We start from the raw sequence: 14611 nt of genomic DNA on the forward strand, positions 1-14611 counted from the left end.
CCAGGAACATTCGATGAATACCGAAGTACTCACTGAAGTTGCCGTAAAAGACGCTCAACCTGTGGTGGAGCAAGTCGAAGAGACCCCGCCGGAGCTGGAGCCAGCTCCGCCCGCGGCGGTCGTCGAAACCGCCGTGACAGCGCCAGTGCTGGCCATTCCCGGCCTGGATGACAGCAGCCTGTACATCCACCGCGAGCTCTCGCAACTGCAGTTCAACATCCGCGTGCTGGAGCAGGCGCTGGACGAGTCCTATCCATTGCTGGAGCGGCTGAAGTTTCTGTTGATCTTCTCCAGCAACCTGGACGAGTTCTTCGAGATTCGTGTCGCCGGCCTCAAGAAGCAGATCACCTTCGCCCGTGAACAGGCCGGCGCCGATGGTCTGCAGCCGCATCAGGCGCTGGCACGCATCAGCGAACTGGTCCACGGTCACGTCGATCGCCAGTACGCGATCCTCAACGACATTCTGTTGCCGGAGCTGGAAAAACATCAGGTCCGCTTCATCCGTCGCCGCAACTGGACGACCAAGCTCAAGACCTGGGTCCGCCGCTATTTCCGTGACGAGATCGCACCGATCATCACCCCGATCGGTCTCGACCCGACGCACCCGTTCCCGTTGCTGGTGAACAAGAGCCTGAACTTCATCGTCGAGCTCGAAGGCATCGACGCCTTTGGCCGCGATTCCGGTCTGGCGATCATCCCGGCGCCACGCCTGCTGCCGCGCATCATCAAGGTGCCGGAAGAAGTCGGCGGCGCTGGCGACAACTATGTATTCCTGTCGTCGATGATCCACGCCCACGCCGATGACCTGTTCCAGGGCATGAAGGTCAAGGGCTGCTACCAGTTCCGCCTGACCCGTAACGCCGACCTGGCGCTGGACTCCGAAGACGTCGAAGACCTGGCCCGCGCCTTGCGCGGCGAACTGTTCTCCCGTCGCTATGGCGATGCGGTGCGTCTGGAAGTGGCCGACACCTGCCCGAAACATCTGTCCGACTACCTGCTCAAGCAATTCAACCTGAGCGAGACGGAGTTGTATCAGGTCAACGGCCCGGTGAACCTGACGCGGCTGTTCAGCATCACCGGCCTGGACAGTCAGCGCGAACTGCAATACCTGCCGTTCACCCCGCAGATTCCGAAACTGCTGCAGAACAGCGAGAATATTTTCAGCGTGATCAGCAAGCAGGACATCCTGCTGCTGCACCCGTTCGAGTCGTTCACCCCGGTGGTCGACCTGCTGCGCCAGGCCGCCAAGGACCCACACGTTCTGGCGGTGCGCCAGACCCTGTACCGTTCTGGCGCCAACTCGGAAATCGTCGATGCGCTGGTGGATGCGGCGCGTAACGGCAAGGAGGTCACGGCGGTGATCGAATTGCGCGCGCGCTTCGACGAAGAGTCCAACCTGCAACTGGCCAGCCGTCTGCAAGCGGCCGGTGCGGTGGTGATCTACGGTGTCGTCGGCTTCAAGACCCACGCCAAGATGATGTTGATTTTGCGGCGCGAAGCCGGCGAGATTGTGCGTTATGCGCACCTCGGCACCGGTAACTACCACGCCGGCAACGCCCGCCTGTATACCGACTACAGCCTGCTGACCTCCGACGACGCCTTGTGCGAAGACGTCGGCAAACTGTTCAGCCAGTTGATCGGCATGGGTAAGACGCTGCGCATGAAGAAACTGCTGCACGCGCCGTTCACCCTGAAAAAGGGCATGCTCGACATGATTGCCCGCGAAACCCAGTTCGCCCTCGACGGCAAACCGGCGCACATCATCGCCAAGTTCAACTCGCTGACCGATCCGAAGATCATCCGCGCGTTGTACAAGGCCAGCCAGTCAGGTGTGCGCATCGATCTGGTGGTGCGTGGCATGTGCTGCCTGCGGCCAGGCATCGCCGGGGTTTCCCATAACATCCACGTGCGTTCGATCATTGGCCGCTTCCTGGAACACACCAGGGTCTTCTACTTCCTCAACGGTGGCGACGAGCTGATGTACCTGTCCAGTGCCGACTGGATGGAACGCAACCTCGACAAGCGCGTCGAGACTTGCTTCCCGGTGGAAGGCAAGAAGCTGATCATGCGGGTCAAGAAAGAACTGGAGTTGTATCTGACTGATAACACCCACAGCTGGAGCCTGCAGTCGGACGGTCGTTACATCCGTAACACACCGACCGGCAACCAGAACCCGCGCAGCGCCCAGGCGACATTGCTGGAGCGTTTGGGTAGTCCGATACTGGCTGTGCGGTAACGCGGATCAGGCAGACAAAAAAAGGGCGATCCAAATGGATCGCCCTTTTTCGTTTTCACTGTATTCCTGTGGCGAGGGAGCTTGCTCCCGTTGGGCTGCGCAGCAGCCCCAAAATCAGTGACCAGATATTTTCTGATTACCTGCAAGCGCGGAGGGGGGCGCTTCGCACCCCAGCGGGAGCAAGCTCCCTCGCCACAGGGGTTGGCTTCATTTCTGGTGTTTCAGCGAGCGCTCAACACGATATCGACCCGGGTCAGCCATTGCGCTTCGATTTCGAAGTCGGCCTGCGTCAGCTGGTTTTCGTCCAGCCAGTTCTCCGGGAACACCACTTCCAGGCTATTGCCATGGGCGTTCAGTTCCACCTGGGGCATTTGCTGGGTGCCACGGATGTGGTGGAACAGGATCGCAAAGCGCAGCAGCGCGCACAGGCGAATCAGCTTGATGCCGTCGTCGCCGAAATCGGCGAACCTGTCCTTGGGAATATTGCGGCGGTGACCGCGTACCAGCAGCGCGAGCATCAACTGGTCTTCGCGGGAGAACCCGGCGAGGTCCGAGTGCTCGATCAGGTAGGCGCCGTGCTTGTGGTACTGGTAGTGAGCGATGTCCAGACCCACTTCATGGACCTTGGCCGCCCAGCCGAGCAGTTCGCGCCAGACGCCGTCTTCCAGATCCCAGTCCTCGGCCACTTGGTCGAAAGCATGCAGTGCCTTGCGCTCGACCCGTACCGCCTGTTCCTGATCGACGTGGTAGCGCTCCATCAGCGAAGTGAGGGTGCGTTCGCGCACGTCTTCGTGATGATGGCGGCCCAGCAGGTCATAGAGCACGCCTTCGCGCAGGGCGCCTTCGCAGTGATCCATGCGTTGCAGTTCGAGGGAGTCGAAGATCGCTTCGAGGATCGCCAGGCCCGCCGGGAAAATCGCCCGGCGATCCGGTTTGATACCTTCGAAATCGATTTTTTCGACGTCGCCCATCTTGATCAGTTTGCGCTTGAGCCAGGCCAGGCCTTCGGCGTTGACCTCGCCGGTACCATGGCCGCCAGCCTTCAGCGCCAGACCGATGGCGCGGATGGTGCCCGAGGAGCCAATGGCTTCATCCCAGGTCAGGCGGTGCAGGGCGTGCTCGATGCTCATGATCTCCAGCCGCGCCGCGGTGTATGCCTGGGCGTAACGGGCCGGGGTGATCTTGCCGTCCTTGAAATAGCGCTGGGTATAGCTGACGCAACCCATCTGCAGGCTTTCGCGCAGCAGCGGTTCGAAGCGCTGGCCAATGATGAATTCGGTACTGCCGCCGCCGATGTCGGCCACCAGGCGTTTGCCGGGGGTGTCGGCGAGGGTGTGGGACACGCCGAGGTAGATCAGGCGCGCTTCTTCACGGCCGGAAATGACTTCCACCGGGTGGCCGAGAATTTCTTCGGCGCGACGGATGAATTCGGCGCGGTTGCGGGCTTCACGCAAGGCGTTGGTGCCGACGATGCGAACGGCGCCGGTGGGCATACCGCTGATCAGTTGGGCGAAACGCTTGAGGCAGTCGAGGCCGCGTTGCATCGATTCTTCGTTGAGATGGCGCTCTTCGTCGATACCGGCGGCCAGCTGAACCTTCTCCCCGAGACGCTCGAGAATACGGATCTCGCCGTTCTGGGCCTTGGCCACGACCATGTGAAAACTGTTGGAGCCCAGGTCGATTGCGGCGATCAGGGACAGATTCTTGGCTTGGGATTGCGGCATGGTCTGGGGTCTCGGTCGATAACCTCGACATCGTGCCACGATCAAAGGCTGGCGCCAACGCGTAGGAGCTGCCGAAGGCTGCGATCTTTTACCACGGGGGGACCTGCGGCGATGCAAATGGCCTCTTCGCGGGCTTGCCCGCGAAGGTGGCGTCATTAGCACCGATGATCTTCAGCCCGCCGCCTCAACTGTCCCGATGAAATTCGCCAGCTCCGCCGTCTGCGGGTTGGCGAACAACACCTTCGGATCGCCTGTCTCATGCACCTTGCCCTGGTGCATGAACACCAACTTGTCCCCAACCTCCCGGGCGAAGCGCATTTCGTGGGTGACCATGATCAGCGTCATGCCTTCCCTGGCCAGTTGCCGGACCACGCTCAGCACTTCGTTGACCAGTTCCGGGTCCAGCGCCGAGGTGATTTCGTCGCATAGCAAAACCTTCGGCGACATCGCCAGTGCCCGGGCAATCGCCACCCGCTGTTGCTGCCCGCCGGACAGTCGATCAGGGAAAGCATCGAACTTTTCCCCCAGCCCGACCCTTTCCAGCATCTGCCGCGCCAGTTCGGCGGCCTTGGCTTTTGGCACTTTCTGCACCACTTGCGGCGCGAGCATGACGTTCTCGCCGACGGTCAGGTGCGGGAACAGGTTGAACTGCTGGAACACCATCCCGACTTTCTGCCGCAGGCTGCGCAGGTCGGCGCGGGCGGCGTCGAGGTACTCGCCGTCGACTTCGATCACGCCGTCGTTGATCGACTCCAGGCCGTTGAGAGTGCGCAGCAGGGTGGACTTGCCCGAGCCACTACGACCGATGATCGCCACCACCTGGCCTTCCTCGATGCTCAGGTCGATGCCTTTGAGCACATGGTGATCGCCGTAGTATTTATGCAGGGCGGAAATTCTAAGCAGAGGCATGCAGTCTCCTTTCCAGGTAGCGCGCACTGAGCGACAAGGGGTAGCACAGCAGGAAGTAGCCGAGGGCGACGAGGCCGTAGACCATGAACGGTTCGAAGGTGGCGTTGGCGAGCATGCCGCCGGTCTTGGTCAGCTCGGTGAAGCCGATGATCGAGGTCACGGCGGTGCCTTTGACCACTTGCACCGAAAAACCCACGGTCGGCGCCACGGCGATGCGCAGGGCCTGGGGCAGGATCACATGGCGCAATTGTTCCAGCGGGTTCAGCGCCAGGCTCGATGAGGCCTCCCATTGGCCGTTGGGAATCGAATCGACGCAACCGCGCCAGATCTCCGCCAGATAAGCACTGGTGAACAACGTCAGTGCAATCGCCGCCGCCATCCACGGCGAAATCTCTATCCCGGCCAACGCGACGCCGAAAAACACCAGGAACAGCTGCATCAATAGCGGTGTGCCCTGGAACAGTTCGATGTAAGTGCGGGCGAAACTGCGCGGCAGGGATTTGTCCGAGATGCGCATGACCATGATCAGCAAGCCGATCAGCCCGCCGCCAATGAACGCCACCAGCGACAGCGCTAGCGTCCATTGCAGGCCCATGAGCAGGTTGCGCACGATGTCCCAGAGGGTGAAATCGCTCATCGGCTGCTCCTTGCAATGAAGCGGTGGCCGATCCAGTTCAGCAACTGGCGGATCAGCAGCGCCATGCACAGGTACAGCAGCGTGGTCAGGGCGTAGGTTTCAAAGGCGCGGAAGTTGCGCGACTGAATGAAGTTGGCGGCGAAACTCAGCTCTTCGGTGGCGATCTGCGAGCAGACTGCCGAACCGAGCATGACGATAATGATCTGGCTGCTCAGGGCCGGCCAGACTTTGCCCAGTGCCGGCAGCAGCACTACATGGCGAAACGCTTCGAAGCGCGTCATCGCCAGTGCCGCTGCGGCTTCCAGCTGACCCCGGGGAATTGCCTGGATGCCGGCGCGGATGATCTCGGTGGAATAGGCGCCGAGGTTGATGACCATCGCCAGCACCGCCGCCTGCCATTCGGAAATCTGCACGCCCAGGGACGGCAAGCCGAAGAAGATGAAAAATAACTGCACCAGGAATGGCGTGTTGCGGATCAACTCGACATAGACCGCGAAAATCCCCGCGAAAGGCCGGATGTTCCACGCCCGCACCAGCGCCCCGACGATGCCCAGCCCCACGCCGAGCACAGCGCCGATGGCGGTCAGCTCAAGGGTGAACAACGCACCGCGCAGCAACAGGTCGGTGTTGTTCACCACCGGCAGGAAATCGAACTGATAAGCCATAAAACGTCTCCAGCGCGCCGAATCAGAGATCGGCCGGCAGCGGCTCTTTCAGCCAGGTCAGGGCGTTCTTTTCCAGCGCGCCGTCAGTCTTGGCGGTCACGAGGATCTGGTTGACCTTGTCCAGCAGCGCCGGCTCGTTCTTGTTGACGCCGACGTAGACCGGCGAATCCTTGAGTTTCACTTTCAGCGCCGGCACCCGTTTCGGGCTCTTTTCGCTGATGGCAACCATCACCACGTTGCCGCTGGCGATCAGGTCGACTTGCCCGGCCAGGTACGCGGCAATGGTCGAGTTGTTGTCTTCGAAACGCTTGATGGTCACGCCTTCGGGGGCGACCTTGGTCAGCTCGATGTCTTCGATGGCACCACGGGTGACGCTGATGGTTTTGCCCTTGAGATCGTCCAGGCCCTTGATGTCGGCGTCTGGCGGACCGAACACGGCGAGGTAGAACGGTGCGTAGGCGCGGGAGAAGTCGATGACTTTTTCGCGCTCCGGGTTCTTGCCGAGGCTGGAGATCACCAGGTCGACCTTGCCGGTGGTGAGGAACGGGATGCGGTTGGTGCTGTTGACCGGGGTCAGTTCGAGCTTGACCTTGAGCTGATCGGCCAGCAGTTTTGCGGTGTCGATATCGAGGCCACGGGGTTTCATGTCCGGGCCGACCGAGCCGAACGGCGGGAAGTCCTGGGGCACGGCGACCTTGAGGACGCCGCGCTTGACCACATCCTCCAGACCGTCGGCATGGGCGGGTGCCTGGCTCAGCATCAGGCTGGCGAACAAGGCTGCGAGGAGGGCGCTGTAACGCTGGGTCATGGCAAATCTCCGGATCGGCAAGAAGTGATTTCTGTGGATCGACAGAGCATGGGCCATGCCAACATGGGGTTTTGAGGGCGCCAGGGCGCGGTTTTGCTGGCGTCGCACGGTCTTACTGGTCTGAACAGTCAGGTTGCGTTTCGCACCCCGATGGCGCAGCCGTGAAAATCACCGAACCCCCATGGGGCACGACTTGCCGGGCGTCGCGAATAGCTTTACAACTGAGCGCACATTGGCCTGGTTCGTCTGGAAAACCATGAACTCGATCTCCCGCGCCGTACCTGAAGTGGCGCTGCAAGCCATCCGCAAACTGATTACCGAACAGGGCTTCGGGCCTGGGGATGCCTTGCCCTCGCAACGGGACCTGGCGGTGCAATTGGGGGTCAGTCGGGCGTCGTTGCGCGAGGCGTTGTCATCGCTGAGTGCGCTGGGCGTCATCAGCATCCAGCCGGGTAAAGGCGTGTTCGTGCAATCGCCGGTGGAGTTGCCGCGAGGCGATGCGGCGCCGGGCTGGCCGTTCGCGGCGCAGGCTTCGCCGCTGGACATCTTTCAACTGCGCTATGCGCTGGAGGGGTTTGCTGCGGGGTTGGCGGCCGTAACCTTGAGCACCGACGAACTCGATGTGCTGGAAGACAATGTCGCCGCCATGCGTAACGAGCTCAAGTCCGGCGACTTCGAAGCCGCGGCCCGCCTGGATTTCGAATTCCACCGCCGCATCCTGCTGGCCAGCGGCAATCAGGCGATGCTGAGCATCCTGACCGCCAGCGCCGACATCTTCCTGGAAAGCCAGAAGCTACCGTTCATCCGGGTCGAGCGGGCCATGGAAACCTGGCAGGAACACCGCAAAATCCTTCGTGCGCTGGCTCGCCGGGCGTCTGGCGCCGCGCAAAAGGCCATGCAAGAGCACGTACGCAATGCCGCGTTGCGCACCGGAATCGCGTTCATCGCTCCCGTCACTTCATGACCTGAGCTATACCCAAACTCATGAATCACCATAGCGAGACTCAATCATCTGCACCTTCCTGAACGAGGGAAGGACCGCTATGATGGGCCACGTTTTTTTGCTTACAACCTGGAGAATTCCATGAGCAGCGATCTTATCAAACACGTTAGCGACGCTAGCTTCGAGGCCGACGTACTCAAGGCCGAAGGCGCTGTACTGGTCGACTACTGGGCTGAATGGTGCGGCCCTTGCAAAATGATCGCTCCGGTTCTGGACGAAATTGCCGAGACTTACAAAGGCAAGCTGACCGTTGCCAAGCTGAACATCGACGAAAACCAGGAAACCCCGGCCAAGCACGGCGTGCGCGGTATCCCGACCCTGATGCTGTTCAAGAACGGCAACGTTGAAGCGACCAAGGTCGGCGCACTGTCGAAGTCGCAACTGGCTGCCTTCCTCGACGCCAACATCTAAGCGTCGCTGCAAAGTGTCCTGAAAAAGCCCCGCAAATAGCGGGGCTTTTTGCGTATTCAGGGCTAGACGCTCCTAAACTCAGGTGTTACATTCGGCCCCGCACTGGTTTCTCCATTGCCCCCTGCTAGCCGTCGCCGACGCACTCCTTTTCGAATAAGTACGCGATCCTGTCGCCTTCTCTGCGGCGCGGCCTCATTAAGCCAAAAGCTTAATTTCCCCCCTCCATAAATGATTACGTCATTCCTATATGAATCTGACTGAACTCAAGCAAAAGCCGATTACCGAACTGCTCGAATTGGCCGAACAGATGGGCATAGAAAATATGGCCCGTTCGCGCAAGCAGGACGTGATTTTCTCCCTGCTCAAGAAGCACGCGAAAAGCGGTGAGGAAATCTCCGGTGATGGCGTGCTGGAGATTCTCCAGGACGGCTTCGGCTTCCTGCGCTCCGCTGACGCTTCCTATCTCGCCGGCCCAGACGATATCTACGTCTCGCCGAGCCAGATCCGTCGTTTCAACTTGCGCACCGGTGACACCATCGTTGGCAAGATCCGCCCTCCAAAGGAAGGCGAGCGTTATTTCGCGCTGCTCAAGGTCGACACGATCAACTACGACCGTCCGGAAAACGCGAAAAACAAGATTCTCTTCGAGAACCTGACCCCGCTGTTCCCGACCGTGCGCATGAAAATGGAAGCCGGTAACGGTTCCACCGAAGACTTGACCGGTCGAGTCATCGACCTGTGCGCCCCGATCGGTAAAGGCCAGCGCGGTCTGATCGTTGCACCGCCGAAAGCGGGCAAGACGATCATGCTGCAGAACATTGCCGCGAATATCGCCCGTAACAACCCTGAAGTTCACCTGATCGTGCTGCTGATCGACGAACGTCCGGAAGAAGTAACCGAAATGCAGCGCACCGTGCGCGGCGAAGTGGTTGCCTCGACGTTCGACGAGCCGCCAACCCGCCACGTGCAGGTTGCCGAAATGGTGATCGAGAAGGCCAAGCGCCTGGTCGAGCACAAGAAAGACGTGGTGATCCTGCTCGACTCCATCACCCGTCTGGCTCGTGCCTACAACACCGTGATCCCGAGCTCCGGCAAGGTACTGACCGGTGGTGTCGATGCCCACGCCCTGGAGAAACCGAAGCGTTTCTTCGGCGCCGCGCGGAACATCGAAGAAGGCGGCTCGCTGACCATCATCGCCACCGCGCTGGTTGAAACCGGCTCGAAGATGGACGAAGTGATCTACGAGGAATTCAAAGGCACCGGCAACATGGAGCTGCCGCTGGATCGCCGTATCGCTGAAAAGCGCGTCTTCCCGGCCATCAACATCAACCGTTCCGGCACCCGCCGCGAAGAGTTGCTGACTGCCGACGACGAGCTGCAGCGCATGTGGATCCTGCGCAAGCTGCTGCACCCGATGGATGAAGTAGCTGCCATCGAGTTCCTGGTCGACAAGCTGAAAACGACCAAGACCAACGACGAATTCTTCCTGTCGATGAAGCGCAAGTAACATCGTCCGTTGAGTTCAAGAGAATGGCGTCCCGGTGGGGCGCCATTTTTTTGCCTGCAATTTTTTGCCCGGGCCATGGGATGTTTTTGATTGGCCAGGGTCAGTTGCTTGGCACTTCAACCAGCCGCGTTTGCAGTCATCGTCCGGGGACGATGCTCAAACGCGCTGAAAACAACGATCTGACTGGTTTATGTTTATGAGCACACTGGCTTATCGAAGGGATATCGACGGCTTGCGCGCGGTGGCGGTGATTGCTGTCGTGCTGTTTCATTTTGGCGTTCCCGGATTTACCGGCGGCTTTGTCGGCGTGGATGTGTTTTTCGTGATTTCCGGTTACCTGATCACCTCGATCATCTGGAATCAGCGCCAGGCCGGGCAATTCAGCTTCGTCGATTTCTGGGTCCGGCGTGCACGGCGGATTTTGCCGGCATTGTTCGCGATGATCATCGCGGTGCTGGCGGTCGGCTGGTTTTTGCTGGCACCGAAGGATTACGACGAGCTGGGGCGATCGGTGCGTTACCAGGTGATGTTCGTGTCCAACATCCTGTTCATGCGCCAGGACGGCTATTTCGATGTCGCCTCCGACCTGAAGCCCCTGCTGCACACCTGGTCGCTGGCGGTGGAGGAACAGTTTTACATCGTCTTCCCGTTGCTGCTGACACTGCTGTCGAGCCGTCTCAGGCATTGGCGACTGGCGCTGTTCGGCGTATTGCTGCTGTCCTTTGGCTTGAGCGTGTGGGCCGTCGCCCATCATCCGGAAAAAGCCTTCTTCCTGCTGCCGATGCGTGCGTGGGAACTGTTGGCCGGTGCGATGCTGGCGGTAGCGCCCAAGTCTGCATGGCGTCTCAAGCCGATGGCGGCGCAGTGGCTGAGCCTGCTCGGCATGGTGCTGATACTGTTGGCGGTGTTCGGTTATGACAAGGCCACGCCATTCCCGGGCGTCGCGGCGTTGCTTCCGGTGCTTGGTGTGGTGCTGCTGATTCTGGCCAACGGTCATCGTGAAACCTGGGCTGGTCAGTTTTTGAGCAGTCGGGTGATGGTCGGCCTCGGCCTGGTTTCTTATTCCTGGTACCTGTGGCACTGGCCGGTGTTCGTATTCTCCAGCTATGCCAGCGTCGGTGAACCGAGTGCTTTCGACAGTGCCGGGTTGATTCTGCTGACGCTGTTGCTGGGTTATCTGTCCTGGAAATTCGTCGAAACCCCGTTTCGTGAGCGTCGCCTGCTCGCCGGACGCCGACAGGTTCTGCTCGCCGGCGCCTGCGGTATCCTGCTGCTCGGCCTGGCCGGGCAAACCTTGCGATGGACCGACGGCTTGCCGTGGCGTCTGTCTGACCAGGTCCTGCAATACGCAAAGGGTCGCGAATGGCGGCCGGAGCTGATGGCCTGCCTGGCCGATGACAAGACGCCGGATGACAAGTTGTTCTGCCGTTATGGCGCACAAAATCGCCTGCCCCCAGCGCTTGTCTGGGGCGATAGTCATGCCACGGCATTGATCCCGGTTTTCGACGAGGGTGCCAAGGCCCATGGCGTCAACGTGATCCTGGCCAGTTCTCCCGGTTGTGTGCCAGTCGATGGCCTGGAGCACGATGCGCGTTGTGCGCGGTTCAATCGGCGGGTTGAACAGGCCTTGGAGTCGCAAGCCGTCAGCGATGTGGTGTTGGTGGCGCACTGGAGCCTGTACCTCTATGGCGACGGCAAAGGCGATCTTGGTCACGCTCTGAAAAGCGCTGACGGGCACTACGACCGTGCCAGTGCCGAACAGCGTCTGGCCGATGGCTTGCGTAACCGGGTCGCGCAATTGCGTGCCGGCGGACATCGGGTCTGGCTGGTAAAAGAGGTGCCGTTGCAGCCCTTCAGCCCACCGTATCGCCTCACACGTCTGGCAATGCTGGACCGTCCGGTCGACGATGTTGGGCTGGCGCTCGCAGAGCACCACAAGCGCCAGGCATTCATCAGTCAATTGTTCGCACAACTGGCGCAAGACCCGGCGGTACGGGTGGTGGACCCGGCGCCGAGGTTATGTGACGCGAGCGGCCTGTGCCGCGCCGAACGCGGCGGCTACTCGTTGTACACCGATGACAATCACCTCTCGGAAGTCGGTGCGCGGTTCGTGGCGCCGATCCTCGAACCGCTGTTTGTCAGTCTGCAAGCCGGGGCAAACCCGGGGAAACCGCAGGTGAATGCATCCAGATAAGCAGCGATAAGCTGCCAGCGGCCGGCAGAGCAGGTAGGATGTACGCCTATTTTTCGGGTGCCATCATCAATGAAATTCAAGGATCTTCGGGATTTCGTGCAGCAGCTTGAGCAGCGCGGAGAGTTGAAACGCATCCAGATCCCCGTCTCTCCAGTGCTGGAGATGACCGAGGTGTGTGATCGCACGCTGCGTGCCAAAGGCCCGGCGCTGTTGTTCGAAAAGCCGACAGGCTATGACATCCCGGTGCTCGGCAACCTGTTCGGCACCCCCGAGCGGGTCGCCATGGGCATGGGTGCCGAGTCGGTCAGCGAGCTGCGCGAGATCGGCAAGCTGCTGGCGTTCCTCAAGGAACCCGAGCCGCCGAAGGGCCTGAAGGATGCCTGGTCCAAGCTGCCGATCTTCCGCAAGATCATTTCGATGGCGCCGAAAGTCGTCAAGGACGCGGTGTGCCAGGAAGTGGTCATCGAGGGTGACGACGTCGACCTGGCCATGTTGCCGGTGCAGACTTGCTGGCCGGGCGACGTCGGTCCTCTGATCACCTGGGGCCTGACCGTCACCAAAGGCCCGAACAAGGATCGCCAGAACCTCGGCATCTACCGTCAGCAGGTGATTGGTCGCAACAAGGTCATCATGCGCTGGCTGAGCCACCGTGGCGGCGCGCTGGATTACCGCGAGTGGTGCGAAAAGCACCCAGGCCAGCCGTTCCCGGTTTCCGTGGCACTGGGCGCTGACCCGGCGACCATCCTCGGTGCCGTGACCCCGGTGCCCGACAGCCTTTCCGAATACGCCTTCGCAGGTCTGCTGCGCGGTAACCGCACCGAGCTGGTGAAGTGCCGTGGCAACGACCTGCAAGTGCCGGCCACCGCCGAAATCATCCTCGAAGGCGTGATCCATCCGGGCGAGATGGCCGATGAAGGCCCGTACGGCGACCACACCGGTTACTACAACGAAGTCGACAGCTTCCCGGTGTTCACCGTCGAGCGCATCACCCACCGGATCAAACCGATCTACCACAGCACCTACACCGGCCGTCCACCGGATGAGCCGGCGATCCTCGGCGTGGCATTGAACGAAGTGTTCGTGCCGATCCTGCAGAAGCAGTTTCCGGAGATCACCGATTTCTACCTGCCGCCCGAAGGTTGCTCGTACCGCATGGCCATCGTGACCATGAAGAAGTCGTATCCGGGCCACGCCAAGCGGGTAATGCTGGGTGTCTGGTCGTTTTTGCGACAGTTCATGTACACCAAGTTCGTTATCGTCACCGACGACGATATCAACGCCCGGGACTGGAACGACGTGATCTGGGCCATCACCACGCGCATGGACCCCAAGCGCGACACGGTGATGATCGACAACACGCCGATCGACTACCTCGACTTCGCCTCGCCGGTGTCCGGCCTGGGGTCGAAAATGGGCCTTGATGCCACGCATAAATGGCCGGGCGAAACTACCCGTGAATGGGGTCGGGTCATCGTCAAGGACGATGCCGTGACCCAGCGGATCGATGCCATCTGGAATCAGTTAGGAATAGATTGATGCGTGTAACCTTGCAGCCCTCCGGAGCAATGCTTGAGATATTGCCCGGCGAGCGGATTCTCGATGGCGCACGACGTCTGGGCTACGAATGCCCGCAAAGCTGCCGCAACGGCAATTGCCACGTGTGCGCGGCGCTGCTGGTGGAAGGCCGGGTCGAGCAGGCTGGCAATGTGCGTGACCATGGCGAGTTCTACACTTGCATAGCGGAGCCGCTGGAAGACTGCATCGTGCTGTGGGATGGCGTGCTCGCGCTGGGAGAACTGCCGGTGCGCAGCGTGTCGTGTCAGGTCATTGAGTGCAAGGAGGTGGGGGGCGACACCTGGCGCGTACGTCTGCGGGCTCCGGCCGGCAAACCGCCGCGCTACCACGCCGGTCAGTACCTGATGATCGAGCGCGAGAATGGCGAAAAGTCCGCATTCTCCCTCGCCTCGGCACCGCATGCGGGGCGCGACCTGGAAATCCACGTACTGGCGCGCGAATCCAGTGCGTTGAGCCTGATCGAACAGCTCCAGCGCAACAGCATGGTGCGGGTCGAGTTGCCGTTTGGCGATACCCACCTGGAGGAGTTGCCGGACGGTCCTCTCGTGCTGATCGCCGCTGGTACCGGCATGGGCCAGGTCCACGGCCTGATCGAACATTGCCGGGCCACGGGTTTCAAGCATCCGGTACATTTGTATTGGGGCGTGCGTCGTCCAGAAGACTTTTACCAGGTCGAGCATTGGGACGAATGGCTGAAGCTGCCCAACCTGTTCCTGCACAAAGTCGTCAGCGATCAATGTGGTTGGGAAGGGCGGTGCGGCATGCTGCATGAAGCGGTCTGTGAAGACTTCCCTGACCTCAAGCCGTTGCACGTGTACGCCAGTGGCTCTCCGGCCATGGTCTACGGCACGCTGGATGCGCTGGTGGAAGCAGGGATGGACGCCCACCAGATGCGTGCCGACGTTTTTGCGTATGCGCCGCGCTCTTGAGCCGCGATCTTTC

The 14611-nt window shown here is 60.7% G+C and carries 12 protein-coding genes; 7 read left to right on the forward strand and 5 right to left on the reverse strand.

Annotation, left to right across the window (positions count from 1 at the left end; translation table 11 throughout):
- The first annotated feature begins 13 nt into the window (after positions 1-13).
- Positions 14-2236 (forward strand): polyphosphate kinase 1, encoded by a 2223-nt coding sequence (gene ppk1 / locus VC35_RS07990; protein ID WP_046039036.1) that lies wholly within the window; start codon positions 14-16, stop codon positions 2234-2236.
- Positions 2237-2457: 221 nt separating this feature from the next.
- Here ppk1 and ppx read toward each other — a convergent pair whose 3' ends face one another.
- The 5 genes from ppx to VC35_RS08015 all read right to left on the reverse strand — a co-directional run bounded on the left by ppx (position 2458) and on the right by VC35_RS08015 (position 6979).
- On the reverse strand, positions 2458-3960 hold the full coding sequence (gene ppx / locus VC35_RS07995) for an exopolyphosphatase (protein ID WP_046039038.1): 1503 nt from the start codon (positions 3958-3960) through the stop codon (positions 2458-2460).
- A 171-nt stretch (positions 3961-4131) separates the two neighbouring features.
- Entirely contained in the window at positions 4132-4869 is a 738-nt protein-coding gene (locus VC35_RS08000) for an amino acid ABC transporter ATP-binding protein (RefSeq protein ID WP_046039039.1), read from the reverse strand.
- Positions 4856-5506: an amino acid ABC transporter permease gene (locus VC35_RS08005; protein WP_046039040.1), complete on the reverse strand. Its 651-nt coding sequence runs from the start codon at positions 5504-5506 to the stop codon at positions 4856-4858. Before VC35_RS08005 ends, VC35_RS08000 begins: the two co-directional genes overlap by 14 nt.
- Positions 5503-6171, reverse strand: a complete 669-nt coding sequence (locus tag VC35_RS08010) for an amino acid ABC transporter permease (protein ID WP_046039042.1) — start codon at positions 6169-6171, stop codon at positions 5503-5505. The genes VC35_RS08005 and VC35_RS08010 overlap by 4 nt, the downstream gene beginning before the upstream one ends.
- A gap of 22 nt (positions 6172-6193) precedes the next feature.
- Positions 6194-6979, reverse strand: coding sequence for a transporter substrate-binding domain-containing protein (locus VC35_RS08015; protein ID WP_046039044.1), 786 nt, complete (start codon positions 6977-6979; stop codon positions 6194-6196).
- Between the two features lie 256 nt (positions 6980-7235).
- On the opposite strand from VC35_RS08015, the gene VC35_RS08020 reads away from it, so the two are divergent.
- From VC35_RS08020 to VC35_RS08045, 6 genes are all read left to right on the forward strand, one after another.
- Positions 7236-7943 carry a FadR/GntR family transcriptional regulator gene (locus VC35_RS08020; RefSeq protein WP_046039540.1) on the forward strand — a complete coding sequence of 236 codons (708 nt, stop codon included), beginning with the start codon at positions 7236-7238 and terminating at the stop codon, positions 7941-7943.
- A gap of 120 nt (positions 7944-8063) precedes the next feature.
- On the forward strand, positions 8064-8393 hold the full coding sequence (gene trxA / locus VC35_RS08025) for a thioredoxin TrxA (RefSeq protein WP_003206727.1): 330 nt from the start codon (positions 8064-8066) through the stop codon (positions 8391-8393).
- A gap of 247 nt (positions 8394-8640) precedes the next feature.
- Positions 8641-9900, forward strand: a complete 1260-nt coding sequence (gene rho, locus VC35_RS08030) for a transcription termination factor Rho (RefSeq protein WP_046039047.1) — start codon at positions 8641-8643, stop codon at positions 9898-9900.
- Positions 9901-10096: 196 nt separating this feature from the next.
- A complete protein-coding gene (locus tag VC35_RS08035) occupies positions 10097-12094 on the forward strand; it encodes an acyltransferase family protein (protein WP_046039049.1) in 1998 nt (665 codons plus the stop codon).
- A 69-nt stretch (positions 12095-12163) separates the two neighbouring features.
- The gene (gene ubiD, locus VC35_RS08040; RefSeq protein ID WP_008048693.1) at positions 12164-13630 is read left to right on the forward strand and encodes a 4-hydroxy-3-polyprenylbenzoate decarboxylase; all 1467 of its coding nucleotides are present in this window, start codon (positions 12164-12166) and stop codon (positions 13628-13630) included.
- A complete protein-coding gene (locus VC35_RS08045) occupies positions 13630-14598 on the forward strand; it encodes a CDP-6-deoxy-delta-3,4-glucoseen reductase (RefSeq protein ID WP_046039052.1) in 969 nt (322 codons plus the stop codon). Before ubiD ends, VC35_RS08045 begins: the two co-directional genes overlap by 1 nt.
- Positions 14599-14611 lie beyond the last annotated feature (13 nt).

The organism is Pseudomonas fluorescens (assembly GCF_000967965.1).
Taxonomy (GTDB): Bacteria; Pseudomonadota; Gammaproteobacteria; order Pseudomonadales; family Pseudomonadaceae; genus Aquipseudomonas; species Aquipseudomonas grandcourensis.